We start from the raw sequence: 26,173 nt of genomic DNA, 5'->3' as shown, positions 1-26,173 counted from the left end.
ATCGTCATTGCGGACATCGTTGTAATTCTTGGCGACTCCGCCCAATCGCAAAACCGTTCGCGAACAGCCTCTTAGGCCCGCTGTCCGCGCGTTTCGGGCAGTTGCGCCAGCATCGCCGCGGGCAACAGCGTTCGGGCGATCTCCTCCAAACCGTCATAAAGCCGCATGAACAGAGCGGGATCGAAGCGTTCGTCGCCAAAGTCACATTGGCGCAGCAGCAGATGCTGGCCCCGGTTTCCCTCGGCGGCCTGGAAGATTACCCTGAGGCCGGCCGGCATCACCAGCACTTCCTTGACCCTGGCGTCGGCCATGAGGTCGGCAACGGCCCGCTCCGCCTGGGCCAGGAAAGCAGCGCCGCGGCGCCGGCCTCGCACCATCACGTCCTCGGGCAAGCCGATCGGCGGCTCGAGACGCACGGGCAGATCGGGCGTGCGTGCATAGAATTCGCTGCCGGAAGGGCGCGCCAGCGCACCGAAAGCGGCACCATCAGGCAGCGGCGTCATCACTGTTAGTGATAGCCAGAGCTGCGGCAAGCGCCGCAGCGTCATGGTGTCGGGTAGCAATTCCACCACAACGCGGCGGCCGGCGATCTCGCCGGCGAGGCGGGGGAAACCTGCGACGCCATCCACCTGTTCCGCCCGCTCGAACAGCGGGCGGCAATCGGCCAGCAGGGCCTTGCGCCGGCGCCAGAGCGCCGACCTCTCGCGGTTGACCAGCCAGAACAGGCCGGCAAGCCCCGCCACGATGATGATGAGGAACGCAAAAGTAGTCATGCTGGCCGCCTCCTCATCGCCTCAATATCCCCTGGGCTTGGGCCAGGGCATGGTGAACTGGTCGCCCCGCCGCACGAATTTATAGCGGTGGAAGGCGAACCACATCGAGACCACGATATAGAACACCATCATGGCAATGAGCTGGGTGCCGTAGCCCAGGAACACCGCGAAATAGGCGGTCGAGCACAGCACGAACAGCACGATCGCCGGCAGCGGATGCATGGGATGCACATAGCCACGCTTGATGGTGCCGATCGGCCATTTCGAGCGGAACATCGTGATGTTGAAGGTCATGAAGGAATAGCCGAGCAGGCCCGACAGGATCGAGAAGGTCACCACCTGGTCGAGCGGCGCTCCCAGGGCGAAGATCAGGGCGATCGGCACCAGGAAGAAGATCGACCGGAAGGGCGTGCGGTATTTGGGATGTACCGCGCCGAACCAGGCCGGCATGTAGCGGTCGCGCCCCATGGAGAACCAGGCGCGCGAGGCGTCGTTAATGCAGCCATTGGCCGAGGCCAGCGTGGCGAAGATTGTGCCGACGAAGAGCAGGACCATCAGCCCAGTCGAGCCGGTCATGCGGGCCGCGTCGAACAGCGGCGTGGTGGCCTGGCCGAGATATTCCCAAGGCATCAGGCTGACGCAGACATACCAGGTCATGGCGGCGGCGATCAAAAGGGTGATCATGCCGAGCATGGTGCCGAGCGGCAGCGAGCGTGCGGGAGAGCGCACCTCTTCAGCCGCCTGGCAGGTGCCTTCGATGCCCAGATAGAACCACAGGCCGAAATGCAGCGAAGCAACCACGCCGAGCCAACCATACGGCAAGCCAGACAGCAATTCTCCGGGCTTGAGCAGGTCTTCCGACCAGGGCTTGGCGCCGATGAACAGGAAGACGATGGCAAGAAAGGCGATGGCCGTGATCACCAGGTTGAAGGTGAGCGTGGCATAGACGCCGCGATAGTTCAGCAAGGCGAGGCCCATGATGGTCAGCACGATGAAGGGCTTGTCATGCACCCCTTCGAAGCCCGCCATGCCGCCGACTGTCTGGATCAGATAGCCGGCCGTGATCGCATTGGCCGCTTCCAGCATGGTATAGGCCATTACCAGGAAGAGGCCGACATTGAAGGCCATCAGCGGCCCGACGATATGCTTGGCCTGCGCATATTGGCCACCGGCCGCGGCAACCGTCGAGGTCACTTCGGAATCGATCATGGCGACGCAGGTATAGAGCAGCCCCGCCGTCCAGCAAGCGATCAGCGCCGCGAGGGCACCGCCCTTGCCGACGGCGAAGTTCCAGCCCATGAACTCGCCGACCAGCACGATGCCGACCCCGAGCGCCCAGACATGGGCGGGGCCGAGCACACGCAACAGCGAGATCTTCTCGCCATGGATGACGGTGTGCTGGACGTGCGCCTGCGCCCCCGTCGCATTGGAGGTGATCTCACTCATTGGGCGCCCCTGTGCGTTGGGTCGATGATCAGTTCATCTTCGATTTCGCCTTCGCGGGAAGACATCAACATGTCCTCGGAATAGGCGGCATTGGTCTTGATGAGATCGTAAAGCAACCAGGCGCCGATCAGGATCGAGATCGCCCAGGCGGCATATTCGAGAAGTTGGAATGCATTCATGGTGCCGCCCTCACTTGTCGTCAAAGCGTTCGGCGATCACGTCCCGGTATTCCTTGTCCGAGAAATAGATCAGGAAGCCGAAATAGATCACGATGATCGCCGCGGTGAGCAGGAAGGCCGGCAGCGAGAAGGAATAGTCGAAACGCGAGGCGATGATCGGCGCCGCCGTCTCGGCGGTGAAGCCGAGCTTCTCCCAGAGCGACTGGGCGAGCGACGATTGGCCCATGCCGGTCCAACTCTTGTCGGCGAAGGCGATATCCATCTTGCCGCCACCTGCGAGGCCGAAAAAGATGGGCGCGAACAGGCTGGCGACCACCAGGACGAGGAGGACGAGTGAATCGATGATCTGGCCGAACGCCGATTGCTCGGGCGGCTGATAGGGGGTCTTGGCAGAGGGGGCTTTGGCCATGTCAGGTCCTCACCGCTTGTTCTTCTTCATTTCGTCGATGTAGTGGAGGTCGAGCCCGTAGAGATGCTGCTTGTCCTCGTGGTAGTGACGCACCAGCGCGGCGATTGCAGCTGTGTTGAACAGCAGCACGAGGCTGCCGGCGACGAGCAAGGCGACGGTGACGCCTGTCGAACCGGTGTCGGGCATGATCTTGAAAAAGACGAATAAGAGGATGAGCCAGAGAACGCCGACGGCGGCGAAGGCCCAGGCGCGGTCGCGGCGATACATCACCTCGATCCGCGGATCTTCCGATCCCGGTGTCATAGATATTTCCTCCCGATTACAGCCTCTTGCGGGTTCGCTTTTGTTACTGAGAGGCAATTTGTTTTTATACCAGGAAAGTCTGCGCCCGTTGCGCGGCCGCTGTCAAGCGCTTGTCTGACAAAAAACTTCGCATTCACGACACTTTTTGGCTGATTCAGGCCATTTTTGCAGTCGTTTAATGCTCGGAAAATTTCTTGCACTTCAGGAAGACCCGCCGCAAGATCGCTGGGAGCAGGAGGCGGGCATGAGGGTCCACTGCAGTTTGCGCGAGCGCAGACCGCGCCGGGAGCGGGCGGGCGATTCGCCAATGGTGCTCGCGCGATCGCAGGCAGGACCGCCACCGCGGGGCAGAAATGCCGCCTCGCGCATCCCCGGCTTCAAAAATCGTAGCTCTTTGTCTGGAATCCCGACCTATGCTCGCCATATTGGCGGGATAACGGGCGGCATCCAGCTTGTCGCTCGGTGGGCCGCACGGTATTTTTCAAGCGTCAGCCCAATGCAGCCAGTGACTTGGCGGCGATACAGCTGGGCAGCCGCCACTGGGTTGCCTTCATACGAGCCGGAACAACTCGTCTCTCCTTGGGGGAGAACGTGTTTTTTCTGCCGCCGGCCGAGTGCTCGAAGTCTAGAACTACGGGCTGCGAGGCGAATGGGAATGAGCGAAGGGGGCATGCCAAGCGCCAGCCCCTCTCCGCAGGGACGTGAAAGGAGCGAGCATGACGAAGCGGGTGGTTACGCCGGCTGTCAGGACAGTGCCGACGCACGCCGCCGGGCGTGGAGACCAGACGGTCATTGCCCCGACATTGGGTCCCCGTTATGCCGATCCGATCGATCCGGGTGACGGCGAGGGCCTGTTCTCCGATGCCTTCCCCACCCGCGAGCTGCCGCCTGCCTCCGCCTTTCCCGGCCAGGATCCGCATGCACTCGGCGGCGCGCGCGACAATATCCTGGAAGTGGCGATCGGGCGCGAGGTTCGCTCTTTCCGCAACAAGCTCGGCATTACGGTCGCCGACCTCGCCGCCGCGACGGGCCTGTCGCTCGGCATGCTCTCCAAGATCGAGAACGGCGTGACCTCGCCGTCGCTCACCACGCTGCAGACCCTGTCGCGCGCGCTCGGCGTGCCGGTGACCGCCTTCTTCCGCCGCTTCGAGGAACGCCGCGAAGCCGTGTTCGTCAAGGCGGGCGAAGGCCTGCTTATCGAGCGGCGAGGCACGCGCGCCGGCCATCAATACCGCCTGCTCGGCCACAATGCCGGCAATACCGGCCGCGTGGTGGTCGAACCCTATGTCATCACGCTGACGGAAGAATCCGACGTCTTCCCGCTGTTCCAGCATTCCGGCCTGGAGTTCATCTACATGCTGGAAGGCGAGGTGATCTACCGTCACGCCGACAAGCTCTACCACCTCACGCCCGGCGACAGCCTGTTCTTCGACGCCGATGCCCCGCACGGCCCGGACGAGATGCGGCAATTGCCGATCCGCTTCCTGTCGATCATCTCCTATGCGAAGGATGAGGTGTAGGGCGCCTCGCTATCCGCGACCCGCAGCCGTCTTTGGTGCATCAAGGAAGGAACCGAGCGGCAGGCCACGCAAGAAGCTCATCGCCACCGTGATGCAGAGAATGAGCGAGGCACCGTGAAGGCTGAAAGGCAATTTCAGGTGGCGCTCGAGCCATTCCCCTCCCAGGCAACTGGTGATCTGAAGCGCGCAAAGCATCCCGAAAACAAGTCTGGAGCGTGTCACCAAACCAGCCTGTGCGCCATCACGAAGCCAAGTTCGCATGTAGGCAAAGCAAAAGAGTGGAAGCAGTACGGCGAGCAAAAACAGGCGAACCGGGCGTCCATAGCCCAGCCACGCATAGGCTGTATCGACCGATGGGCCCAACGCCAGAAACAGTGACATGACATAGCCCAGAACGATATTGGCAAGCAGCGGCGGCCAGATCAGTGCCAGGCTCGCCGTCCTGGCGGATAGGATCGCCTCGTGGTTCGAGGCCGCCTGAGGTCCGACATCGAGATAGGTCTGATCGACAAGCAGCAAGTTCACGATGACGGCTGCAAGGCATATGGCCAACAGGAAGCCGGCCAAGATCAACCAGATATCAGTCCCCACCCAGCCGGTCTGCGTCAGGTCCACCAGCTGCGCCGCATTCTTCGGGAAGCTTGAAACGATACCGGCCGCCCAGACCAGCCAGAAACCGTTGCCAAGTCCCAGCAAGGTGATGCGATCGACGAGCCACCACAGCAGGACACAGCCTCCGAGCAAGGTTGCGATCGTCGCCAGGACGAAACCGCCTTGTGCTTCGGCGACGAGATTGGCTCCCTGTTGCAACCCCACCGCCACGCCATAGGCCTGAAAGACGGCGATCACGACGGCAACGAGACGCGCATAATCGTTCAGCTTGAACATGTTGTCGGCAGATGCCCTCTGCCATCGCGCCAGCCCTGGAAACAGCAGTTTTGCCATCTCCAGATAGGCCAGCACCGCGAAGAGCGGATTGAGGCCGAGAGCAAAGATGGAAATCTGCTTCAGCATTCCATGGCTGAAGGGGCCGAATAGCGACTCCATCGCCTCCTGGCTCAATCCCGGAAGCGAGATGGCGTTACCCAGCCTGCATAGCGCCAGAAGCAACACCAGCAATGTCAGGCGAAACCATAATCGTCTGCCACCTAGCGCAACCATGCCAGCCCCTTCCAGCCCATGGTCGTATCCTGCTCCAGTGCCCCATCCTCGACAAGGCGCCCGCCACAAGCTGCCCGAGCATTCGACTTGACAACGGCGACCTTCACAGCCGAAACTCATTTGTATACGAACGATTTTCCGCCTTTTCAGCCTGCCTGCGGCGGTTTGCGCCCTCTCCCAGCAGCCATGACGCTGGACCGCGAGGACGCGAGCCGACACAGTTCAAGAATCATAAAGCCTCCAACATCCAGAGCGGAGACCCTGAATGCGGATCTTGTCTCGACTGGCCCTCGCCGGCACCGTTGCCGTGACCTTGTTCACCGCCCTTCCTTCCCTAGCGGCCGACAGCATCAAGATCGGCGAGATCAATTCCTATTCCGGCCTGCCCGCCTTCACCGAGCCCTACCGCAAGGGCTGGCAGCTCGCGCTGGAGGAGATCAACGCCGCCGGCGGCATCAACGGCAAGCCGCTCGAAGTGATCTCCAAGGACGATGGCGGCAAGCCGGCCAGCGCCATCACCGCCGCCAACGAGCTCACGTCGAGCGACGGCGCGGTCATGCTGATGGGCACCTTCTTCTCCAATGTCGGCTTGGCCGTCTCGGACTTCGCCAAGCAGAAGAACGTGATGTTCCTGGCGGCCGAGCCGCTGACGGACGCCATCACCTGGTCGAAGGGCAATGCCCAGACCTTCCGCCTGCGTCCCTCCAACTACATGCAGGCGGCGATGCTGGCGGAGGAAGCCGCCAAGCTGCCGGCGAAGAACTGGGCCACTGTGGCGCCCAATTACGAATATGGCCAGTCGGCCGTGACCGTGTTCAAGCAGATCCTCAGTGCCAAGCGCCCCGACGTGAAATGGGTAGGCGAGCAATGGCCGACACAGGGCAAGATCGATGCCGGCCCCGTGGTGGAAGCGCTGATCGCCACCAAGCCGGATGCCATTCTCAATGTCACCTTCGGCGGAGACCTGGTGAAGTTCGTGCGCGAGGGCTCGACCCGCGGCTTGTTCAAGGACCGGGCGGTGGTGAGCTTCCTCACCGGCGAGCCGGAATATCTCGCTCCCCTCAAGGACGAAGCGCCGACGGGCTGGATCGTCACCGGCTACCCATGGAACGCCGTGAAGACACCGGCGCATGAGGCTTTCCTGAAGGCCTATCAGGCCAAATACAACGACTATCCCCGCCTCGGCTCGATCGTCGGCTACGTCACCATGAGGGCCGCCGCTGCCATCCTCGCCAAGGCCGGCTCGACGGAGACGGAGGCCTTGATCAAGGCGGCGGAAGGCCTGCCGCTGGATACCCCGTTCGGCCCGATCAGCTTCCGCGCCATCGACCATCAATCGACCATGGGCGCCTTCGTCGGCAAGACGGCCGTGCAGGACGGCAATGGCGTGATGACTGATTTCGTCTATCGCGACGGCAAGGACTATCTGCCGGATGACGCCACGGTGAAGGGCATGCGGCCGGCCCAGTAAGGAAGACCAAGCCGAGAAGGGCGCGATATGCCTCCTCCACGAAGCAGGGGGAGGCGAATTGCGCTCCAGGTGACAGGTCGAGAACCCCCTGATCCGAGGTCTTCGTGGGAACCATCATCGCCCAATTCCTGAGCGGCCTGGCCGGGGCCGCTTCCCTGTTCCTGGTCGCGTCGGGCCTGTCGCTGATCTTCGGCGTCACCCGCATCGTCAATTTCGCCCATGGTGCCTTCTACATGCTGGGCGCCTATATCGCCTGCACGCTCGCCAACGCCTGGTCCGGCCCGCTCGGCTTCTGGCTTGCTCTGCCGGCTGCCGTGGTAATCGTGGCCGTCCTGGGCGGGTTGCTGGAGATGACGCTGCTGAGAAGGATCTACCGGGCGCCGGAACTGTTCCAGCTGCTCGCCACCTTCGGTGTCACGCTGGTGGTGCAGGACCTCGTTGTGATCGTCTTCGGTGCCGACGACCTGCTCGGGCCGCGCGCGCCGGGATTGAAGGGCGCGGTCGAGATCGCCGGGAAGGCCATTCCCAGCTATGACCTTTTCCTCATCGCCATGTCGCCGCTGGTGCTCGGCCTGATCTGGCTGCTGCTCAACCGCACCCGTTGGGGCATCCTGGTGCGTGCCGCCACGCAGGATCGCGACATGGTCGCCGCTCTCGGCGTCAACCAGAAATGGCTGTTCACCGGCCTATTCATGCTCGGTGTCGGCCTCGCCGCGCTCGGCGGGGCCCTGCAGATCCCACGCGATGCCGTGACCCACCAGATGGACCTCGCCATCATCGTCGAGGCCTTCATCATCGTGGTCACCGGCGGGCTCGGCTCCATCGTGGGAGCACTCGTCGCCGCCATCCTGATCTCCGAGCTCAACGCTTTCGGCATCCTTGCCTTCCCCAAGATCTCCATCGTGCTGATCTTCCTGGTGATGGCGGTGGTGCTGGTGGTCAGGCCCTGGGGGCTGTTCGGCAAGCCGACAAGCCCGCAGCGCACCGCTCCAGGCCTCACGACACAGCCCTGGCAGCCCATGCGCATTTCCGGACGGCTGGTCGCGGCAGCCGCCATTGCCCTGGCGGCCCTGCTTCCGCTCGGCGCCAGCCCCTATGTGCTGTCGGTCGGCAGCGAGATCCTGATCTTCGTGCTTTTCGCGGCCAGCCTGCAGTTCCTGGTCTCGGTGGGCGGCCTCGTCTCCTTCGGCCATGCCGCATTTTTTGGCCTGGGCAGCTATGGCGCCGCTTTGCTGACGACGATGCTGGGTTGGCCGATGGAAGCTGTGCTTCTGGTCGCGCCCCTGCTGGCGCTGGCGGGGGCGGTGCTCTTCGCAGGCTTCGCGGTCCGGCTCTCTGGCGTCTATCTCGCCATGCTCAGCCTCGCCTTTGCGCAGATCTGCTGGTCGATTGCCTCGCAATGGGTCGATTTCACCGGCGGCGACAATGGCATCTTGAGCGTGTGGCCGGCAACATGGGCGTCGAAGTCCTGGGCCTTCTACGAGTTGACATTGGTTCTGGCCATGCTGGGTGTCGGCCTGCTCAGGCTCGCGACCTTCGCGCCTTTCGGCTTCATGCTGCGGGCCGTGCGCGATTCCGACCTGCGTGCCGAAGCGGTCGGCATTGCCAAGGCGCCGGTGCAATGGGCCGCCTTCGTGCTGGCCGGCCTGCTGGCCGGTGTTTCCGGCGCCCTGTTCGCCTTCTTGAAAGGCAGCGTGTTTCCCGACGCGTTCGGCGTCACCACCTCGGTGGACGGGCTGGTGATGGTGCTGCTTGGCGGCATGGGCAGCGTCTCCGGCGCCGTGCTCGGTGCCGGCGTGTTCAAGACCCTGTCGATCTGGCTGATGAGCGCAACCGACTATTCCAAGCTCGCCATCGGCCTGTTCATCGTCGCCGTCGTGGTGCTGCTGCCGCGTGGTCTGGCGGGCCTGCGCGATCTCCTGCCCACCAAGGAGAATCGGCCATGACGGCGCTGCTGGAGGTCCGGGGGCTCGCCAAGACCTATGGCGGGGTCGAAGCGGTGAAGGACGTTTCGCTCACCGTCGCGGCGGGCGAAATGGTGGCGCTGATCGGCCCCAACGGCGCCGGCAAGAGCACCTGCTTCAACATGGTCCACGGCCAGATCAAGCCCGACCGCGGCTCCATCCGCCTGTTCGGCCGTGAGACGGCCGGGATGCGGCCCGCCGCAATTTCCCGCCTCGGTGTCGGGCGCACCTTCCAGATCACCGCCACCTTCGCCTCCATGCGCGTGATCGAGAACCTTCAGGTCGCCCTGGCGAGCCATGACGGCATCATTTGGCGGCGCTTTTCCCGCCTCGACCGCTACAAGCGAGCAGAGGCCCAGGCCCTGCTCGATCTCGTCGGCATCGGCGCCCTGGCCGATCATCCCTGTGCCGAACTCGCCTATGGCGATCTCAAGCGGCTGGAACTGGCCGTGGCTCTTTCCAACGAGCCGCGCCTTCTCCTGATGGATGAACCGACGGCCGGCATGGCGCCTGGTGCGCGCATCGCCATGATGGCCCTGGCAGCGGGCATCGCCCGTGGGCACGGCATCGGCATCCTGTTCACCGAGCACGACATGGACGTGGTGTTCGAGCATGCCGACAGGCTCCTGGTGCTCGATCGCGGCCGCCTGATCGCCGCGGGCGACGCCGAGACCGTGCGCAACGACCCGCAAGTGCGCGCCGTCTACCTTGGCGATGGCACGGTCTTCGCGCCCGCCGGGACTCATGCGGAGGAACAGGCCCGATGAAGCTGGAGATCGCCGACCTCGACAGTTTCTATGGCCCCGCCCATATCCTGCACCAGGTCAGCCTCGAGATCGGACAGGGCGAGGTCGTGGCCTTGCTCGGCCGCAACGGCGCCGGCAAATCCACCACCTTCCGCTCGATCATCGGGCTGGTCGCCGACCGGCGCGGCGCCATCCGCCTCGACGGCGCCGACATCATCCGCCTACCCGTCTACGAGATCGCCCGCCTTGGCATCGGCTATGTACCGGAGGATCGCCGCATCTTCACCGACCTGACGGTCGCCGAGAATCTGGAGGTGGGCCGCCGACCGCCTCGCCAGGGCCTGAAACCCTGGACGCCGGAACGCCTCTACGAACTCTTTCCCAATCTCGCCGCCATGCCGGGCCGGCTGGGCGGGCGGATGAGCGGCGGCGAGCAGCAGATGCTCACCATCGCCCGCACCTTGATGGGCAATCCCGCCATCCTGCTGCTGGACGAGCCCTCCGAAGGCCTCGCGCCCAAGATCGTCGAGGACATGGCGCGTGCCATCCTGCTTCTCAAGCAAGAGGGGCTGTCGATCCTGCTCTCCGAGCAGAACCTGCATTTCGCCCGCCTGATCGCCGATCGCGCCTATGTCATCGAGAGCGGCGTGATCCGTTATTCCGGTACGATGGCGGCACTGGAAGCCGACAGTGCCGTGCAGACGGAGTATCTGGCGTTGTAGCCTCGCCGAAATGGGCGTATATACAAACTCGTATATACGCCCATTGGGATTGTCGATGCCACACTACGCCAAGGTTTTTCGCTCCGGGAATTCCCAGGCCGTCCGCCTGCCAAAGGAATTCCGCTTCCAGGTCGACGAGGTCGAGGTCATCCGGGAAGGCGATGCTCTCATCCTGCGCCCCCGTGCCGACCCCGCCCAGAACTGGGCCTCCCTGCGGGCGGCTCTCGAACTCGGTTTCAGCAACGACTTTCTGGCTGACGGCCGCGAAGAGCCAGCGACGCCGGATCGGCCCGGGCTCGACGAGTTCTTCGAATGATCCGCTACCTCATCGACACCAACGCGATTATTGCTCTCAAGAACCAGCGTTCACGCGTATTGCTCGATCGCATACTGGCCTGCAGGCCGGGTGAGATCGCCCTTTCCACCATTGTCCTACATGAACTCTATTACGGCGCCTATCGCAGCCAGAAGATCGACCGCAATCTCGAGGTCATCCGCTTGATCAAGCGCGATTTCGAGGTTCTCGACCTCGATGACGGCGATGCCCGCGAAGCCGGTGATATCAGGGCCGCTCTGGCGGCGGCTGGAACGCCGATCGGACCCTATGACCTGCTGATAGCCGGGCAAGCTATCGCCCGATCGCTGACTCTGGTGTCGAATAATGTGGGCGAATTCAGCCGGATTCCAAAGCTCAGCCTGGAAGACTGGACGCTGCCGTCGCCAACGGGCTTTCACGAATCCTGAGGCGCAAGCCCGCCTGTCATCCTTCAGGTCCGCGCTCCCCTCGCTCACAAGCTACATCGGAAAAAAGTTGAACGCTCGGGAATAAAACCCCGATCGCCGTGATCTGGATCGGCATGGGCTGCCGGCAGCCCCTTTCAGCATCCGGAGCGAGAGATGATCCATTCCCACAAAACACCTTCTCCAGATGGAGATGGAGACGGTGCCGGCCGTCGCCGCCGCGCGAACCTGTTTGGATTGCCTCCGGCCGCCCGCCTCTACCGCCATGCCTTGGCGCGCCTCGCCCTGCAATTCGCCCTGCTGTCCCTACCCGCCTTGGTCGGCGCCCGCTGCCCTCTCCAAGCAACCGCAGACAACTTCGCCTTCGCGCAGGCCCGGGATTTCAGCTATTCCTGTTCCCGGCCCACGCCGATGACCGGCAAAGTCGCGATGCGGTGGGCTACGCATTGATCGAACTAGGGTTGGGGCGGGAAGGACGAGTGGCGATGACGGCGCATGCCGGCACGAATCCCGACACGCCATGGCTGCTGCCATCGATCCGGCGGCTGGCTGCATGGTGGCATGGCGCCTGGGCCATGGCCGCAACCGGGCAACCTTCCGCCCGGGCGGCCGGGAATGCCGAAACGCTCGCCCGGTTCCAGGCCGTGATACTGCCCCATCTCGACGCTGCGCATAATCTGGCACGTTATCTCTGCCGTGATGCCGACATCGCCGAGGACATCGTGCAGGAGGCTTTCCTGCGCGCCTTTCGCGGCTTTGCCGACTATCGCGGTGGCAGCGCGCGCGCCTGGCTGCTGACCATCGTGCGCAATTGCCATCGCTCCTGGTGGCAGGCGCGCCAGCGCAGCATCCATACCGAACCGCTCGATGATGGCGAAGGCGGGGAAGAACGCACCGACCTGCCGCATGACGAGGCGAGCCCGGAAGCCACCTTGCTGCAGGGCGCCGAAGCGGGTGAGATCCGCGAGGTTCTCGACGGCCTGCCCGAAGTCTTTCGCGAGATCCTGGTCCTGCGCGAAATGGAGGATCTGTCCTATCGGGAGATCGCGGACACCATAGTGGCCCCCATGGGCACGGTGATGTCGCGGCTTGCCCGCGCGCGGGCTTTGTTCGCCGCGGCGTGGAAAAGCCGGCAGGCGGGTCTGGGGGAGGAGGCATGAGCATGCCAGAAACATCCCACCAGGACTGGGACAAGCTGCTACAGCTCTATGCCGATGGCGAACTCGACGCTGCCAACGCCATGCGGGTGGAGGACCATCTCACCGGCTGCCCCGACTGCAACGCGCGACTTGCCGAAATCGAGGCGATCCGGGCAATGATCACCCAAGATGGCGTGCGCTGGCCGGCCTCCGCAACCTTGCATGGCCGAGTGGCCGCGGCCCTGCGCCGCGAAGCCGGTGCTCCCCGGACTTCCACCCTCGCCGGCCTCGACTGGCGCCTGTTTGTCGACCGTTTCACGCGCTGGAGCCTACTGCCTTCGCTGGCCGTCCTGGCCGCCTGCGCGCTGTTCGTGACGATGCGGCCGCAACCGGGCCCGTCACTGGAAGACGAGCTGATTTCCAGCCATGTCCATTCCTTGCTCGCCAACCACCTGACCGACGTCGCCACCTCCGACCAGCACACCGTCAAGCCCTGGTTCAACGGCAAGATCGATTTCTCGCCGCCGGTGATGGATCTCAAGACTCAGGGCTTTCCGCTGGTCGGCGGGCGTGTGGACTATCTCAATGGCCGGGTGGTCGCCGCGCTGATCTATCGGCGCAGCGGCCATGTTATCAATCTCTTCATCTGGCCTGACACGGGCGCCCCTGCCCCAGCCAGCGAGCGCGAGGGCTATAGCCTTCTGAACTGGACCCAGGCAGGGCTGAATTTCTGGGCGGTCTCCGATCTGAACCAAGCGGAGTTGAAGCAATTCCAGCAGGATTTCGTCGAGGCCTCACCGAAATGAGGGCTGTACTTCGGCCCACCAACGCTGGATGCCCGGGTCAAGCCCGGGCATGAGCATATCTGGAGCCTGCTATCCTACCGCGCGGCGGTAGAGATGCCAGGTCGCATGTCCCAGCACCGGCATGGCGACGATCAGGCCGAGCAGTGCGGGTAGCGAGCCGAGCACCAGGGCGCAGGCGACGATGAAACCCCAGGCCAGCATCGGGCCGGGATTGGCGCGCACCACATCCACCGATGTCCTGACCGCGGTGCCGATCCGCACCTTGCGGTCGAGCAGCATGGGAAAGGACACCACACTGATCGCCAGGACCACCAGGGCGAACAGGAAGCCGGCTCCCACGCCGAGCACGATCATCGCCCAGCCGGCGCCGGTGGTGAAGACATCCGAGACGAAGGCGGAAACCGAGACCGGCAGGGCCGGGCCGAGCGTATAGCGATAGATCAGCGCGGCGACACCGAGCCAGAGCGCGAAGATCACGGCCAGGATCAGGCTGAGCCCAAGGATGGCACCGAAATTGGGCGATCGCGCCACGTCGAGCGTATGCGCCCAGGTGGCCTCGAGACCCTGCTCGCGGCGGCGGCTCATTTCGTAGAGCCCGATCGCGGCAACCGGGCCGACCAGGGCAAAGCCCGATACCAGCGGGAAGAGCATTGGCAGCATGCCGTTGCCGAAGGCGAACTGAGCCAGTACCAGGCCGGCCAGCGGATAGATCAGGCCGATGAAGATGACGTCGGTGCGATAAGCGCCGAAATCCTGGAAGCCCTTGATCAGGACCTCGCGCAGATCGGCAAAACCGATCTGGCGGACGACGGGCGTCGAGGTCTCGAACTGGGCGGCGGGGCGATGCAGGGTGGTGCCGAGAGCGCCCACGCCATTGGCGGCGCCGCGGACAGCATCGATACCCCATTCGATGGGATTTCTGATCGTCATGGTCCTACTCCCGAAAGGAATTTCGAGAGGCCGCAACCGAAGTGGGAAGCGTCGAACGGGGATATCGACGCGGGAACAACCACGACGAACACGACCTGGAGAGCCGCGACAATACGCCTCATGAGGGCGAATGTCAGCCTCCTATCTCGCCCCGGTCCTGTCACTTGCGCGTGTGCTTGCCGCCCGCCCGGCCGTCGGTAAGAGTGGGCCTTCGGAACAGCATCGGATTCGCCAATGATCACACTTCTCGCACTATCCGGCAGCCTTCGCTTTGGCTCGTCGAATACCGTGCTGCTCGAAGCGGCGGGGTTGCTGGCGCCGGCCGGCATGCGGATCGAGCCTTATCATGCCATCGGCACGCTGCCCCATTTCAACCCGGATCTCGACGGTGATAATCCGCCCGAGGCTGTTACAGCCCTGCGGCGCCAGGTCGGCGCCTCCAACGGCCTCCTGATCTCCTGCCCGGAATATGCCCGCGGCATTCCGGGCTCCTTCAAGAACGCTCTCGACTGGCTGGTCGGAAGCTTCGAATTTCCGGGCAAGCCGGTCGCCCTGTTCAATGCCTCCCCGCGCGCCAGCGACGCGCAGGCGGCCTTGCGCCTGGTCTTGACCACGATGTCGGCCCGCATCGTCGAGGAAGCCTCGATCACGCTGCCTTTGCTGGCGTCCAGGCTGGACGCCGCCGGCATGGCCGGGAACGCCGAGATCGCTACGTCGGTCATGGCCGCACTGACGGCCCTCGCGCGGACGATCGAAGCCTCCGTACAGACGGAGTAGGGAGGCCCCGGCTAACTCACCCGTACCAGCCGACGGACATCGGCCTCGAGCTGGCGTGTCAGGGCCTTACGATCGGTGGTGGCGTCGCAGGCGATCGCTTCGCCCCAGTTCACCACCGCGTCGATCGGCGGACCGGAGAGAATGCCGACGAGATGCGGCGCCAGATCCATGTCGCCGATCCAGACGACCTCCTTCATCGCCCCGCGCCCGATCGGCAGCCCGCCGCGCTTGGCATAGCGCAAGGCGAGCGGCTGCACGTAGGCGGCGGCCTCGCCGCCATCGAGCGCCTCGCGCGCCGCACCCACCAGAGCCGAGCGGAAGGGCAGCACATGCACCCCGTCACCGGTGGTGCCTTCGCCGAACAGCACCATGGCATCGCCCGACTTCAGCCGGGCACCGATGGCGGCGGTGGCGTGGCCGGTCTTGTGGCGGCGTTCGCGCTCGATGAAAACCGAACGCTGCAGCCGGGCGAACAGGCCGATCACCGGCCAGCCGCGCACCTCGCTCTTGGCGATGAAGGACAGGGGAGCCAGGGCGCCGAGCACCACGATGTCGAGCCAGGAGACATGGTTGGCGACGATCAGCAGCGGCCGTTGCCGAGCCTGGACGCCGTTGACGGCAACCTTGACGCCGATGATGGCGAGCACGCTGCGATGGAAGAACACCGGCAGGCGGCGGGCGAGCGCCCAGTCCCGTTTCACGGCCAGCCATTGCAGCGGGATCAGGAGCAGGGCCAGCAAGGCGACGGCAGCAATACGGCAGATCGCCTTGAGGCGCATGGGAAGGCATCCGGGGAATCGGGGCCTTCATAGGCGAAAGCTGGGGTGGAGGGCAAATGGGGTTCGCCGGGTGCGCGGACGTCCCTGCCCATAGGCGCTAACTTTGGGTGGTGGCACCAGATTGGAGGGTCGATCTCCAGATCGACCATCTTGGAAATGTCGAGCCAGATAGAGGACAAAGGTGGTCGATCTCGCTCCATCAATTGATGGAGCTGTGGAGATCGACCCTCCACGCTACCCGCGCCTCCGGCCGCAAAATTAGCGCCTATGGGCTGGAAGCCTGCGATCCCAGGAAATTTACTCCGCCGCGGTCATCAGGCCGGACTTCTTCTCGGCGGCGATAGCGGGCACATCCGGCGCGGACGGCTGCACGTCGTGCTGCTCCGGTTCGGGCAGGACGTCGTCGGTGCGTGCCGGCAGATCCTCCGGCTTGCGGGAAAACCAGCCGGCGACACGGTCAAGGGCGAGGTAGACCACCGGCGTGATGTAGAGGGTGAGCATTTGCGACACGATCAGGCCGCCGACCACGGTGACACCGAGCGGCCGGCGCAGTTCGGCACCGGCGCCATGGCCGAGGGCGATCGGCAGCGCACCGAGGATGGCGGCGAGCGAGGTCATCATGATCGGGCGGAAGCGCAGCACCGCCGCCTCTACGATGGCCTCCTTGGCGGAAAGGCCTGCCGAGCGGCGCTGCACGGCGAAGTCCACCATCATGATGGCGTTCTTCTTGACGATACCGATCAGCATGATCAGGCCGATCATGGCGATGATGGAGAGGTCCATAGAGAACATCTGCAGGGTCAAAAGAGCCCCAATACCGGCCGTCGGCAGGCCCGACAGGATGGTGATCGGGTGGATGAAGCTCTCATAAAGAATGCCGAGCAGGATATAGACCACCAGCACCGCGGCGAAGAGCAGGAGCGGCATGCTGGCCAGGGAATCCTGGAACTGCTGCGCCGTGCCCTGGAACTGCGTGGAGATCGTCTTGGGAATGTCGAGCTCCGCCGTCGCCTGCTGGATGGCGTCCACCGCCTGGCTGAGTGCGACGCCGGGCTGGAGGTTGAAGGAGATCGTCACCGAAGGCAGCTGGCCGATATGGGAGAGCGAGACGGCCGACGGCTTTTGCTCGACTCGCGCCACGCTGTCGAGCGGGATCAGCACTCCCGAGTTCGAGCGAACATTGAGCTTTCGCATCAGGTCCTGCGGCGAGCTGTAGGCCTGGCTCGCCTCCAGGATCACTTCATAGGTATTTTCGGGCGCATAGATGGTCGAGACCTGGCTGGTGCCATAGGCCGAATAGAGCGCGGAGCGGATCTGGTCGACGGTGATGCCCAGCTTGGCGGCATTGTCACGGTCGATCGAGACGACGGCGTCGCGCGCCTTGATCTGCAGGTCGGAATTGACGCCAGTGATGCCCGGAATCTGGGTCATGCGCGTTTGCAGCTTCTGGGCGTTGGCCCTGAGCTCATCGACGTCGGGCGACATCAGGGCGTATTGATACTGGCTGCGCGAGCGGGTGGCGCCGATATTGATCGACTGCACCGCCTGGAAATAGGTGTTGATGCCCGGCACCTTCGCCGCTTCCTGGGAGAGGCGCTTGATCACCACATCGATCGGGTCCTGGCGTGCCGGCTTGTCGCGCAACTGGATATTCATGGAGCCGGAGCTGATCTGGCTGGTCGCTCCGCCGCCGATGCTCGACAGGATGGAGACGACGTCGGGATCCTTGCGCAATTCGGTGACGACGGCCTGCTGGCGCGCCATCATGGCCTCGAAGGAGACATCGTCGGGGCCTACCGTCGAGACGCTGACAAAGCCCATGTCTTCCTGCGGGAAGAAGCCCTTGGGGATGTTGACGAACAGGATGGCGGTAACGACGAAGGTCGCTGCCGTGACGGTGAGCATGAAGCCAGGCGAATTGACCGCCCAGCGCACCGTGAGGGCATAGCCCCTGGTCAACCAGTTGAAGCCGGCCTCGAACAGGCGCAGCAGCAGACCCGGACGCTTTTCCTCCTGATGCTCCTTGATCAGCCGCGAGCACAGCATCGGTGTCAGCGTCAGCGAGACCACGCCGGAGATCAGGATGGCGATGGCCATGACATAGCCGAATTCGGAGAACATCCGCCCGACGATGCCGCCCATGAAGATCACCGGGATGAACACGGCGATCAGCGACAGCGTCATCGCCAGGATGGTGAAGCCGACTTCGCGCGAGCCGATCAGAGCGGCCGCGAAGGGCTTCTGCCCCAGTTCGACATGGCGGACGATGTTCTCCAGCATGACGATAGCGTCGTCGACCACGAAGCCCACGCACAGCGTCAAGGCGAGCAGGGAGATGTTGTCGATCGAAAAGCCGAGCACATACATGCCCGCAAAGGTGCCGATCAGCGAGATCGGCAGGGCGATGGCCGGGATCAGGGTGGCCCGCGCGCTGCGCAGGAAGAAGTAGATCACCATGATCACCAGCAGGATCGACAGGCCCAGTGTGAACTCGACGTCCTCCACCGCGGCGCGGATCGGCACGGAGCGATCCAACAGCATGTCGAGGCTGACCCCGACCGGCAGGCTTTCGCGGATCTTGGGCAGGGTGTTCTTGACCGCGTCGACCACGGCGACCGTGTTGGCGTCAGGCTGGCGCTGGATGGCGATGATGATGCCGCGGGTATCGTTGCGCCAGGCTGCGGTCTTGTCGTTCTCCACGCTGTCGACGGCCCGCGCCACATCCTGCAGCAGCACGGGGGCGCCGTTCTTGGACGACACCACGATCGGCATATAGCCCTTGGCATAGCGGATCGGGCCGGTGGCATCGAGGATGAGGTTGCGGCCGTTATTGCTGGTCGAACCGACTGGCGTGTTGGAATTGGCGGCCGCAACGGCCTTCTGCACATCGTCGAGGGTCAGGCCACGCGCAGTGAGCTGGTCGAGGTCCGCCTCCACCCGCACGGCATATTGCTGCGAACCCCAGATATTGACCTGGGCGACGCCCGGCAACGTCGCCAGCAGCGGCTGAATGTTGGACTGGGCGAAGCGGTCGATATCCGATGTGCGCGCCTGGTCGGAGGTCAGCGCCATGAAGATCACCGGCTGGTCGGCCGGGTTGACCTTCCTGAAGCTTGGCGGTGTCGTCATCTCGTTCGGCAACTGGCGCTGCGCCGTAGCAATCGCCGCCTGCACGTCCAGCGCCGCGCCATCAACGTTGCGGTTGAGGTCGAACTGCAGGACGATCTGGGTCGAGCCGAGATAGGAGGTCGACGACATCGTCGAGATGCCGGAGATCGCCGAGAACTGCTTCTCGAGAATGGCGGCCACCGAAGACGCCATGGTTTCGGGGCTGGCGCCCGGCAGGGTCGCGGTCACCGAAATGGTTGGGAAATCGACGCGTGGCACGGCCGCCACCGGCAATTGCCGGTAGCCGAACCAACCGGCCGCAATGAAGGAGACCATCAACAGGATGGTCATGACCGGGCGGCGGATGCACAGTTCCGAAAGCAACGGCTTGTCTCCCGGCTTCAGCTCTTGGCACTGGTATTGGCGGCGGTGCTCTCCTTGGCTCCCGCATTGATGGCGACCGGCGCACCGTCGACCAGGCGCAACACGCCGTCGACCACCACCTGCTCGCCGCTCTCGACGCCGCTGGTGAGCACGGCATCGGCGCCGGTGACGCGCGCCACGGTCACGGGCCGAAGCTCAGCCGTTTTACCATCTTTCACCACGAAGACGTAGCTCCCCTTTTGGCCGAGCTGAACGGCAGCGTCCGGAACCACCACCTGCGGGCTGGCATCGGGCAGGACCACCTGCACATTGACGAAGGCACCGCCCCACAGGACCTCGTGCGGATTAGGAATGTCGGCCTTGACCAGGATGGTTCCCGTGGCGGCATCGATGGTGTTCTCCACGAAGGAGACCTGCCCGGTGAGCGTATTCTTGCCGGTGATGGCGTCGACACGCACAGGCCCCTTCGCCATGCCCTCACGCAACTCGGCCAGGCGTGCCTGCGGGATCGAGAAGGCCACCACGGCCGGATCGAGCTGGTTCACGGTGGCGAGCGGACTGGTGTCGGAGGTGCGCACCGTCGAACCGGGCTTGACCGGGATCGAGCCGATGCGGCCGGGCACGGGCGCGCGGATCACGGTATAATCGAGCGTCACCTGCGCCGCTTCCAGCGAGGCCTGGTCTGCCTGGAGCTGAGCCTGCCCGACCTTGAGAGCGGTGGCGGCCGTATCGCGCGTGGTCGCCGCGCCGGCATTGCGGGCGAGCAGGTCATTGGCGCGGGAAAGGTCGATCTGGGCCTGAGCGATCTGGGCCTGGTCGCGCGCGATCTGGGCCTGGATCTGCGCGACCTGCGCCTTGATGGCACGATCGTCCAGGGTGAAGAGAATGTCGCCCTGCTTGACCTCGGATCCCTCGGCGACGTTGACGCTCGTCACCGCGGTGTTGTCGAGGCGGGTGCGGATCTGGATGGAGGCATAGGGCGTGGCGGTGCCGACGGCATCGATCACCATCGGCATCTGCTTGGCGACCGCCTGGGTGAGCACCACGGGCACGGGCGCGACGTTGCGCTGCGCGGACTTGCTGCCGCCGCCGGCTGGCTGGGGCTCCTCGGGCTTGTGCAGAGCATCGGCAAAACCGGGAAGAGCAGCGATAAGTGACTTCGAGGCCGGCACCGTCTGTACCAGCCAGGGCACCAGGGCGGCACGCTGCCACCAGGCCAGGCCAACGACCACAACGAGAATAAGCACGAAATTGAGAAGACGCTTCATCGAGCCGCCATCAGATCTTCATTAAATCCGGGCAGGCGAGGCCTCCCCCTTTTTCAAAACGACACGCCCCGCTCCCGAATATATCCGGAAACGGGTGCTGCAGTGTATCCATGCGCACAAATTGCAGCGAGTATGTGAACGCATTGTTTCTCGCCCGGCATAACAAGGCTCCGCCCGCACACGTTTTCGTGTAAAGGAACCGAAATTTCGTGATCACGGCTCGGGCGGATCGCGGTCGCGACCAACAGTCTACAAGATTGATAGAAATATATTGACCGTTATAACCGGCTTGCCTAATCGTCACGGCTGAAGGGCCGTGAACCGGGCATTCATCGAAGGTTCCGGCTGTCATGAGGTGTGAAATGGGTAAGTTCTGGAAGAAGGCCGGCATCGCCATGCTGGCTGGCCTGTCGACCATGCTGGTGGCCACGGCACAGGCCGAGACGCCGCCCGGCCTGCTGGTGGTCGGCCAGTCAATCGACGATGCCGTCAGCTTCGATCCGGCCGAAGGCTTCGAGCTGACGACGGTGCAGGCCTTCAACGCCCTCTACCAGCGCCTCGTGCAGTCGAACCGCCAGGAGGGCACCCGCATCGAGCCGGCGCTCGCCACCTCGTGGGAGGCAGGCAGCGATGGCAAGAGCCTGACTTTCAACTTGGCCAAGGACGCCAAATTCGCCTCCGGCAATCCCGTCCGCCCGGAAGACGTGATTTTCTCCTTCTCCCGGGCCGTGAAGCTCAATAAGGCGCCCTCCTTCATCCTGGGCGAACTCGGCTGGAACGCCGACAATGTCGACAAGTCCATTACCAAGGTCGATGACGGCAAGCTCAAGCTGAGCTGGCAGGCCGATGTCGGCCCCGCCTTCGTGCTCGCCATCCTGACCGCGCCGATTGCCTCCGTCGTCGATGAGGCCACGGTCGCTCCGCAGGCTGCCAATGGTGATTTCGGCAATGGCTGGCTGAAGTCGCACTCGGCCGGCAGCGGCGCCTTCAAGATCAACACCTATACCGCGCATGAGGCGCTGGTGCTGGATGCCAACCCGACCTCGCCGGGTGGCGCCCCCAAGCTGCAGGGCGTGATCCTGCGCAATGTTCCCGATGCCGCCGCCCGCCGCCTCCTGGTGGAGCAGGGCGACATCGACATCGCCCGTGGGCTCGGCGCCGATCAGATCGACGCTCTCAAGAAGGAGGGCAAGCTCAACGTGCTCGCCGTACCCTCGGCGCGCTCGGACTATCTCCTGATCAACACCAAGGCCAAAGCCGCCCTCGGCAATCCGGCCTTCTGGGAGGCAGCGCGCTATCTTGTCGACTATGAGGGCATCGCCAAGAATCTCTTGCGCGGCCAGTCGCAGGTACACCAGGCCTTCCTGCCCGCCGGCTTCCCGGGTGCGCTGAACGACAATCCCTACAAGCTTGACGTCGAGAAGGCCAAGAAGATCCTGGCCGATGCCGGCATCGGCCCGACGAAGATCGCCTTCCCCGTCTTCAACGAGGAACCCTATCTGCAGATCGCCCAGTCCCTGCAGCAGACCTTCGGCCAGGCCGGCCTCACGCTCGACATCCAGCCGGGCGTCGCCAGCGACATCTATGCCAAGGGCCGCTCGGGCCAGTATGAATTCACGCTGCGCTACTGGATCCCGGACTATTTCGACCCGCATTCCAATGCCAGCGCCTTCGCGATCAACCGCGACAACAAGTACAACACCATCGCCAAACAGGCCGGCTGGGTGATCCCCGAGCTCAGCAACGAGACGGCCGCCGCGGTGAAAGAGCAGGATCCGGCCAAGCGCGCCGCCCTCTATGAGGAACTGCAGCGCAAGATCCAGAAGAGCGCCCCCTATGTGCTGATGTTCCAGGGCAGTGATCAGGTGGTGCTCAGCAAGGCCGTCAAGGGCTATGCCCAGGGCCTGAACGCCGATCAGGTCTATTACGATCAGGTCGAGAAATGACTTGAGGTCTCGTTCCAATCGCCGAGAGTGGAACGAGACGGCTTTCTCCCTCATGACGCCGTGGCGTAGCACCTGCGCCACCTCCAGGACCCGGACATGCAAACTGACGAAACGTCGGGCACCAGGCCCTTCTTCCGCCCGGTGCTCAGGGTGCTGCGCTGGCTGCTTTCCGTCGCGCTCACGCTGTTCGGCCTGATCGTCGTCACCTTCGTCCTGACCCGGCTCTCCACCATCGACCCCGCGCTGCAGCAGGTCGGCGATCACGCCAGCCAATCGAGCTATGAGGCCGCGCGCCGCGAGCTCGGGCTCGACCAGCCGCTGGTGATGCAATTCCTGCGCTATCTCGGCCATGTCGTCCAGGGCGATCTCGGCATCGCCTCCTCGACCGGCCAGCCCGTCCGCTCCGACATCCTGCGTACCTTCACCGCGACGCTCGAACTCGCCACAGCCGCAGCGCTGATCGGTGCATTGCTCGGCCTGGCGCTCGGCATCCTGGCGGCGCTGCGGCCGCGCGGCCTTTTCGACAATATTGCCCGCCTGTTGTCGCTGATCGGCTATTCGACTCCGATCTTCTGGCTCGGCCTGATCTTTCTGCTGCTCTTCTATGCCCGACTGCACTGGGCGCCGGGGCCCGGCCGTCTCGACATCGTCTTTCAATATACCATGAAGCCCGTCACCGGTTTCGCCCTGATCGACGCCTGGCTTTCGGGAACGCCCGGCGCCCTGCGCAGCGCCCTTGCCCATCTCGTCCTGCCGACGGCGGTGCTGGCCCTCTATGCCATGGCCGGCATTTCGAGGCTGACGCGCGCGGCCATTCTCGAACAGCTTTCCAAGGAATATGTGCTCACCGCCCGCGCCAAGGGAGCCGGCGCCCTGCGGGTGGTGCTGGTCCATATTCTGCCCAATGTGGCCGGCACGCTGATCACCGTGATCGCCCTCGCCTATGCCAGCCTGCTCGAGGGCGCCGTGCTCACCGAGACCGTGTTCGCCTGGCCCGGCATCGGGCGCTACCTCACCGTCGCCATGTTCGCTGGCGACACCGCCGCCATCCTCGGCTCGACGCTGGCGATCGGCATGGCCTTCGTGCTGCTCAACAGCCTTACCGACCTGATCGTCACCCGCGTCGATCCGGCTGCCTTGGCGGAGCGCTCCTGATGGCCTCCCTTGCAATCTCTCTCGCGGCGCTGCGCCGTTCGTCATCCGCCCTAATCGGGGCCAGCGTGCTCGCTCTGCTCGTCTTCATGGCCCTGGCCGCCCCGCTGATCGCTCCCTACGATCCCAACCTGCAGGACAGTGCCATCCGCCTCGCCGCTCCGTCCTGGCAGCACTGGCTCGGCACGGACGGCTTCGGACGCGACCTACTTTCGCGCCTGATCTACGGTGCCCAGCCGACCCTGCTCTTGATCGTCCTGGTCACCGTGCTGATGGCCCCGCTCGGCGTAGCGGTCGGCCTTCTCGCCGGCTTTTTCGGCGGCCTCACCGAGCGGACACTGATGCGCCTGACCGACATCGTGATGTCCTTCCCGCGCCTGGTGCTGGCTTTCGCCTTCGTCGCCATTCTAGGCCCGGGCCTGGTCAACGGCGCCCTCGCTCTGGCCCTGACGAGTTGGCCGGCCTATGCGCGGCTCGCCAGGGTGGAGACCGCAGCCCTTGCTCGCAGCGACTATCTTGCCGCCGCGTCCATGGTCGGCATCAGGGGGCCACGCCTGCTTCTCGGCCATGTGCTGCCCCTCGTGCTGCCCTCGGCCATCATCCGCCTGGCGCTCGATCTCGCTGGAATCATCCTGGCCGCCGCCGGCCTCGGCTTCCTCGGCCTCGGCGTGCGCCCACCCATGGCCGAATGGGGCTCGATGGTGGCCGATGGCACCAAGGTAATCTTCGATCAATGGTGGATCGCCGCCGCACCGGGCCTTGCCATCTTCATCACCAGCCTTGCCCTGAACCTGCTGGGGGATGGACTGCGCGACATATTGGATCCGCGCCATGACTGATACCCTGCTGCAGGTCGAGGATCTGGTGATCGAAACCAAGAGCCGGACAGCCGGGGGCAAAGCGGACGGCGGTGCGGCACCCCGGCAGCTCGTGCACGGCATCTCCTTCGAGGTCGGGCGCGAGAAAGTGGCTGTTGTCGGCGAATCCGGCTCGGGCAAGTCGCTGACCGCGCGGGCGATCATGGGCCTGCTGCCGACGAGCCTTACGGCACGGGCCGCGGGGCTGCGGCTCGGCGAAACGGACCTCGCCGACCTCGACACCCGGGGCTGGCAGCGCCTGCGCGGCCGACGGATCGGCCTTGTGCTGCAGGATCCGAAATTTTCGCTCAATCCGGCCCACCGTATTGGACGCCAGGTGGAGGAAGCTCTGCTGCTGCATGGTCGCCTGCCCAGGGCCGAACGACGACGAAAGGCTCTCAGCATGCTCACCCAGGTCGGGCTCGACGATCCGGAGCGTGTCTATGGCAGCCTGCCCGCCGAGCTCTCCGGCGGTATGGGCCAGCGCGTGATGATCGCGGCCATGCTGATCGGCGAGCCGGAGCTGCTCATCGCCGACGAACCGACTTCCGCTCTCGACCATGTCGTGCGCGATCAGATTCTCGAATTGCTGGAGCGGCTGGCGCGCGAGCGCGGCATGGGCCTGCTCCTGATCAGCCACGACCTGCAGCAGGTCTCCCGCTTCGCCGACCGTGTCCTGGTGATGCGCCAGGGGTCGATCGTCGATGCCCTCCCGGCCAACGAACTCGCCCACGCAAGCCATCCCTATACGCGCGGCCTGTGGCAGGCGCGGCCGTCGGCAGCGACCTACGGCACCCGCCTGCCGACCCCCGACATGCCACAAGCGCTTCTCTCGGGGTATGAACGGCCATGATGGCGCTGTCGATCGACAATCTCGAGGTCAGCTTCCAACGCCGGGGCCGAAGCTTCGCCGCCGTGCGCGGAGTGAGCTTTGCCGCAGCGCCCGGCGAGACCTTTGGCCTGGTCGGCCCGTCGGGCTGCGGCAAGAGTACGGTGCTACGAGTCATTGCCGGGCTGAACCTGAACTGGCAGGGCGCGATCTCGGTATTCGGGCCCCCCCTGCAGCCGGGACGCGCCATCGAGGGCGCCCTGAGGCGTGACATCCAGATGGTGTTCCAGGACCCCTATGCCTCGCTGCATCCGCGCCATACGATCGCGCGCGTGCTCGGCGAGCCCCTCGAAGTGCAGGGGGAGACCGATATTCCCGGGCGTGTCGACAGCATTCTCGCCGATGTCGGCCTCGCCGCCGAGATCGCCGGGCGCTATCCGCACGAGCTGTCCGGCGGCCAGCGCCAGCGCGTGGCCATCGCCCGGGCCCTGCTGCTCAAGCCCCGCCTGCTGCTGCTCGACGAGCCGACCTCGGCGCTCGACATCTCGGTCCAGGCCGGCATTCTCAATTTGCTCAACGACCTCAAGCGGCGCCATGGCATGACGCTGGTATTGGTGAGCCATGACCCGGACGTGATCGGCCATATGTGCGACAGGGCGGCGCGCATGGCGGGCGGCAGGATCGAGGCGCTGCTCGACCGGCAGGATCTGGCACGCGGCTGAGGCCCCCTCCGTCGGTAAACGCGGACGTCCTCGCGTAGAGG

26 protein-coding genes are annotated in these 26,173 nt (G+C 64.5%); 16 read left to right on the top strand and 10 right to left on the bottom strand.

Annotated elements, in window-relative coordinates; translation table 11 throughout:
- Positions 1 to 71: 71 nt before the first annotated feature.
- Genes AB4037_RS07530 through AB4037_RS07510 form a run of 5 tightly spaced genes read right to left on the bottom strand, consistent with a single transcriptional unit; the run spans position 72 to position 3,110 of the window.
- Entirely contained in the window at positions 72 to 773 is a 702-nt protein-coding gene (locus tag AB4037_RS07530; RefSeq protein ID WP_434958449.1) for a hypothetical protein, read from the bottom strand.
- 21 nt (positions 774 to 794) lie between these two features.
- On the bottom strand, positions 795 to 2,219 hold the full coding sequence (locus tag AB4037_RS07525; protein WP_434958450.1) for an APC family permease: 1,425 nt from the start codon (positions 2,217 to 2,219) through the stop codon (positions 795 to 797).
- Positions 2,216 to 2,398 (bottom strand): hypothetical protein, encoded by a 183-nt coding sequence (locus AB4037_RS07520; protein WP_434958451.1) that lies wholly within the window; start codon positions 2,396 to 2,398, stop codon positions 2,216 to 2,218. Before AB4037_RS07520 ends, AB4037_RS07525 begins: the two co-directional genes overlap by 4 nt.
- A gap of 10 nt (positions 2,399 to 2,408) precedes the next feature.
- Entirely contained in the window at positions 2,409 to 2,807 is a 399-nt protein-coding gene (locus AB4037_RS07515) for a hypothetical protein (protein ID WP_434958452.1), read from the bottom strand.
- 9 nt (positions 2,808 to 2,816) lie between these two features.
- Positions 2,817 to 3,110: a hypothetical protein gene (locus AB4037_RS07510; RefSeq protein WP_434958453.1), complete on the bottom strand. Its 294-nt coding sequence runs from the start codon at positions 3,108 to 3,110 to the stop codon at positions 2,817 to 2,819.
- A gap of 716 nt (positions 3,111 to 3,826) precedes the next feature.
- Between AB4037_RS07510 and AB4037_RS07505 the strand changes: the two genes are divergently transcribed.
- On the top strand, positions 3,827 to 4,630 hold the full coding sequence (locus AB4037_RS07505; protein ID WP_434958454.1) for a helix-turn-helix domain-containing protein: 804 nt from the start codon (positions 3,827 to 3,829) through the stop codon (positions 4,628 to 4,630).
- Between the two features lie 9 nt (positions 4,631 to 4,639).
- On the opposite strand, the gene AB4037_RS07500 is transcribed toward AB4037_RS07505, so the two are convergent.
- Positions 4,640 to 5,743, bottom strand: coding sequence for a hypothetical protein (locus AB4037_RS07500; protein WP_441771069.1), 1,104 nt, complete (start codon positions 5,741 to 5,743; stop codon positions 4,640 to 4,642).
- Positions 5,744 to 6,056: 313 nt separating this feature from the next.
- Here AB4037_RS07500 and AB4037_RS07495 point away from each other — a divergent pair, with 313 nt between their 5' ends.
- From AB4037_RS07495 to AB4037_RS07455, 9 genes are all read left to right on the top strand, one after another.
- Positions 6,057 to 7,262, top strand: coding sequence for an ABC transporter substrate-binding protein (locus tag AB4037_RS07495; protein WP_434958456.1), 1,206 nt, complete (start codon positions 6,057 to 6,059; stop codon positions 7,260 to 7,262).
- 104 nt (positions 7,263 to 7,366) lie between these two features.
- Positions 7,367 to 9,208, top strand: coding sequence for an ABC transporter permease (locus AB4037_RS07490; protein WP_441771068.1), 1,842 nt, complete (start codon positions 7,367 to 7,369; stop codon positions 9,206 to 9,208).
- Positions 9,205 to 9,993: an ABC transporter ATP-binding protein gene (locus AB4037_RS07485; protein WP_441771067.1), complete on the top strand. Its 789-nt coding sequence runs from the start codon at positions 9,205 to 9,207 to the stop codon at positions 9,991 to 9,993. Before AB4037_RS07490 ends, AB4037_RS07485 begins: the two co-directional genes overlap by 4 nt.
- Positions 9,990 to 10,694: an ABC transporter ATP-binding protein gene (locus tag AB4037_RS07480; RefSeq protein ID WP_441771066.1), complete on the top strand. Its 705-nt coding sequence runs from the start codon at positions 9,990 to 9,992 to the stop codon at positions 10,692 to 10,694. The genes AB4037_RS07485 and AB4037_RS07480 overlap by 4 nt, the downstream gene beginning before the upstream one ends.
- 55 nt (positions 10,695 to 10,749) lie before the next feature.
- Positions 10,750 to 11,010, top strand: coding sequence for an antitoxin (locus tag AB4037_RS07475; RefSeq protein WP_441771065.1), 261 nt, complete (start codon positions 10,750 to 10,752; stop codon positions 11,008 to 11,010).
- Positions 11,007 to 11,438: a type II toxin-antitoxin system VapC family toxin gene (locus tag AB4037_RS07470; RefSeq protein ID WP_441771064.1), complete on the top strand. Its 432-nt coding sequence runs from the start codon at positions 11,007 to 11,009 to the stop codon at positions 11,436 to 11,438. The genes AB4037_RS07475 and AB4037_RS07470 overlap by 4 nt, the downstream gene beginning before the upstream one ends.
- Positions 11,439 to 11,591: 153 nt before the next feature.
- Positions 11,592 to 11,885 carry a hypothetical protein gene (locus tag AB4037_RS07465; RefSeq protein ID WP_441771063.1) on the top strand — a complete coding sequence of 98 codons (294 nt, stop codon included), beginning with the start codon at positions 11,592 to 11,594 and terminating at the stop codon, positions 11,883 to 11,885.
- 35 nt (positions 11,886 to 11,920) lie between these two features.
- On the top strand, positions 11,921 to 12,595 hold the full coding sequence (locus tag AB4037_RS07460; protein ID WP_441771193.1) for a sigma-70 family RNA polymerase sigma factor: 675 nt from the start codon (positions 11,921 to 11,923) through the stop codon (positions 12,593 to 12,595).
- A 2-nt stretch (positions 12,596 to 12,597) separates the two neighbouring features.
- Positions 12,598 to 13,380, top strand: a complete 783-nt coding sequence (locus AB4037_RS07455) for an anti-sigma factor family protein (protein ID WP_441771062.1) — start codon at positions 12,598 to 12,600, stop codon at positions 13,378 to 13,380.
- A 69-nt stretch (positions 13,381 to 13,449) separates the two neighbouring features.
- On the opposite strand, the gene AB4037_RS07450 is transcribed toward AB4037_RS07455, so the two are convergent.
- Positions 13,450 to 14,310: a DUF2189 domain-containing protein gene (locus AB4037_RS07450; protein ID WP_434958465.1), complete on the bottom strand. Its 861-nt coding sequence runs from the start codon at positions 14,308 to 14,310 to the stop codon at positions 13,450 to 13,452.
- Positions 14,311 to 14,544: 234 nt separating this feature from the next.
- Between AB4037_RS07450 and AB4037_RS07445 the strand changes: the two genes are divergently transcribed.
- Entirely contained in the window at positions 14,545 to 15,087 is a 543-nt protein-coding gene (locus tag AB4037_RS07445; protein ID WP_434958466.1) for an NADPH-dependent FMN reductase, read from the top strand.
- Positions 15,088 to 15,098: 11 nt separating this feature from the next.
- Here the strand turns inward: AB4037_RS07445 and AB4037_RS07440 are convergent, their stop codons facing one another.
- From AB4037_RS07440 to AB4037_RS07430, 3 genes are all read right to left on the bottom strand, one after another.
- Positions 15,099 to 15,866 carry a lysophospholipid acyltransferase family protein gene (locus AB4037_RS07440; protein ID WP_441771061.1) on the bottom strand — a complete coding sequence of 256 codons (768 nt, stop codon included), beginning with the start codon at positions 15,864 to 15,866 and terminating at the stop codon, positions 15,099 to 15,101.
- A 297-nt stretch (positions 15,867 to 16,163) separates the two neighbouring features.
- Complete coding sequence (locus AB4037_RS07435; RefSeq protein ID WP_434958468.1) at positions 16,164 to 19,358, bottom strand: efflux RND transporter permease subunit; 3,195 nt, start codon at positions 19,356 to 19,358, stop codon at positions 16,164 to 16,166.
- 17 nt (positions 19,359 to 19,375) lie between these two features.
- A complete protein-coding gene (locus AB4037_RS07430) occupies positions 19,376 to 20,626 on the bottom strand; it encodes an efflux RND transporter periplasmic adaptor subunit (RefSeq protein WP_434958469.1) in 1,251 nt (416 codons plus the stop codon).
- 362 nt (positions 20,627 to 20,988) lie between these two features.
- On the opposite strand from AB4037_RS07430, the gene AB4037_RS07425 reads away from it, so the two are divergent.
- The 5 genes from AB4037_RS07425 to AB4037_RS07405 all read left to right on the top strand — a co-directional run bounded on the left by AB4037_RS07425 (position 20,989) and on the right by AB4037_RS07405 (position 26,132).
- Positions 20,989 to 22,572 (top strand): ABC transporter substrate-binding protein, encoded by a 1,584-nt coding sequence (locus AB4037_RS07425; protein WP_434958470.1) that lies wholly within the window; start codon positions 20,989 to 20,991, stop codon positions 22,570 to 22,572.
- Positions 22,573 to 22,668: 96 nt separating this feature from the next.
- Complete coding sequence (locus AB4037_RS07420; protein WP_434958471.1) at positions 22,669 to 23,727, top strand: ABC transporter permease; 1,059 nt, start codon at positions 22,669 to 22,671, stop codon at positions 23,725 to 23,727.
- Positions 23,727 to 24,563 carry an ABC transporter permease gene (locus tag AB4037_RS07415; RefSeq protein WP_434958472.1) on the top strand — a complete coding sequence of 279 codons (837 nt, stop codon included), beginning with the start codon at positions 23,727 to 23,729 and terminating at the stop codon, positions 24,561 to 24,563. The genes AB4037_RS07420 and AB4037_RS07415 overlap by 1 nt, the downstream gene beginning before the upstream one ends.
- Positions 24,556 to 25,434 carry an ATP-binding cassette domain-containing protein gene (locus tag AB4037_RS07410; RefSeq protein ID WP_441771060.1) on the top strand — a complete coding sequence of 293 codons (879 nt, stop codon included), beginning with the start codon at positions 24,556 to 24,558 and terminating at the stop codon, positions 25,432 to 25,434. Before AB4037_RS07415 ends, AB4037_RS07410 begins: the two co-directional genes overlap by 8 nt.
- Entirely contained in the window at positions 25,431 to 26,132 is a 702-nt protein-coding gene (locus AB4037_RS07405) for an ABC transporter ATP-binding protein (protein ID WP_434958474.1), read from the top strand. The genes AB4037_RS07410 and AB4037_RS07405 overlap by 4 nt, the downstream gene beginning before the upstream one ends.
- Positions 26,133 to 26,173 lie beyond the last annotated feature (41 nt).

This window comes from Labrys sp. KB_33_2 (genome assembly GCF_052114505.1).
Taxonomy (GTDB): domain Bacteria; phylum Pseudomonadota; class Alphaproteobacteria; order Rhizobiales; family Labraceae; genus Labrys.
Note: the sequence above shows the minus strand (reverse complement) of the source record. Positions and strands in the feature narration are given on the sequence as shown.

What these genes read in the sequence shown, in the direction of transcription:
- AB4037_RS07530 (WP_434958449.1), bottom strand. Translation starts at nt 773, where the DNA reads ATGACTACTTTTGCGTTCCTCATCATCATCGTGGCGGGGCTTGCCGGC.
- AB4037_RS07525 (WP_434958450.1), bottom strand. Translation starts at nt 2,219, where the DNA reads ATGAGTGAGATCACCTCCAATGCGACGGGGGCGCAGGCGCACGTCCAG.
- AB4037_RS07520 (WP_434958451.1), bottom strand. Translation starts at nt 2,398, where the DNA reads ATGAATGCATTCCAACTTCTCGAATATGCCGCCTGGGCGATCTCGATC.
- AB4037_RS07515 (WP_434958452.1), bottom strand. Translation starts at nt 2,807, where the DNA reads ATGGCCAAAGCCCCCTCTGCCAAGACCCCCTATCAGCCGCCCGAGCAA.
- AB4037_RS07510 (WP_434958453.1), bottom strand. Translation starts at nt 3,110, where the DNA reads ATGACACCGGGATCGGAAGATCCGCGGATCGAGGTGATGTATCGCCGC.
- AB4037_RS07505 (WP_434958454.1), top strand. Translation starts at nt 3,827, where the DNA reads ATGACGAAGCGGGTGGTTACGCCGGCTGTCAGGACAGTGCCGACGCAC.
- AB4037_RS07495 (WP_434958456.1), top strand. Translation starts at nt 6,057, where the DNA reads ATGCGGATCTTGTCTCGACTGGCCCTCGCCGGCACCGTTGCCGTGACC.
- AB4037_RS07485 (WP_441771067.1), top strand. Translation starts at nt 9,205, where the DNA reads ATGACGGCGCTGCTGGAGGTCCGGGGGCTCGCCAAGACCTATGGCGGG.
- AB4037_RS07480 (WP_441771066.1), top strand. Translation starts at nt 9,990, where the DNA reads ATGAAGCTGGAGATCGCCGACCTCGACAGTTTCTATGGCCCCGCCCAT.
- AB4037_RS07475 (WP_441771065.1), top strand. Translation starts at nt 10,750, where the DNA reads ATGCCACACTACGCCAAGGTTTTTCGCTCCGGGAATTCCCAGGCCGTC.
- AB4037_RS07470 (WP_441771064.1), top strand. Translation starts at nt 11,007, where the DNA reads ATGATCCGCTACCTCATCGACACCAACGCGATTATTGCTCTCAAGAAC.
- AB4037_RS07465 (WP_441771063.1), top strand. Translation starts at nt 11,592, where the DNA reads ATGATCCATTCCCACAAAACACCTTCTCCAGATGGAGATGGAGACGGT.
- AB4037_RS07460 (WP_441771193.1), top strand. Translation starts at nt 11,921, where the DNA reads ATGACGGCGCATGCCGGCACGAATCCCGACACGCCATGGCTGCTGCCA.
- AB4037_RS07455 (WP_441771062.1), top strand. Translation starts at nt 12,598, where the DNA reads ATGCCAGAAACATCCCACCAGGACTGGGACAAGCTGCTACAGCTCTAT.
- AB4037_RS07450 (WP_434958465.1), bottom strand. Translation starts at nt 14,310, where the DNA reads ATGACGATCAGAAATCCCATCGAATGGGGTATCGATGCTGTCCGCGGC.
- AB4037_RS07445 (WP_434958466.1), top strand. Translation starts at nt 14,545, where the DNA reads ATGATCACACTTCTCGCACTATCCGGCAGCCTTCGCTTTGGCTCGTCG.
- AB4037_RS07440 (WP_441771061.1), bottom strand. Translation starts at nt 15,866, where the DNA reads ATGCGCCTCAAGGCGATCTGCCGTATTGCTGCCGTCGCCTTGCTGGCC.
- AB4037_RS07430 (WP_434958469.1), bottom strand. Translation starts at nt 20,626, where the DNA reads ATGAAGCGTCTTCTCAATTTCGTGCTTATTCTCGTTGTGGTCGTTGGC.
- AB4037_RS07425 (WP_434958470.1), top strand. Translation starts at nt 20,989, where the DNA reads ATGGGTAAGTTCTGGAAGAAGGCCGGCATCGCCATGCTGGCTGGCCTG.
- AB4037_RS07420 (WP_434958471.1), top strand. Translation starts at nt 22,669, where the DNA reads ATGCAAACTGACGAAACGTCGGGCACCAGGCCCTTCTTCCGCCCGGTG.
- AB4037_RS07415 (WP_434958472.1), top strand. Translation starts at nt 23,727, where the DNA reads ATGGCCTCCCTTGCAATCTCTCTCGCGGCGCTGCGCCGTTCGTCATCC.
- AB4037_RS07410 (WP_441771060.1), top strand. Translation starts at nt 24,556, where the DNA reads ATGACTGATACCCTGCTGCAGGTCGAGGATCTGGTGATCGAAACCAAG.
- AB4037_RS07405 (WP_434958474.1), top strand. Translation starts at nt 25,431, where the DNA reads ATGATGGCGCTGTCGATCGACAATCTCGAGGTCAGCTTCCAACGCCGG.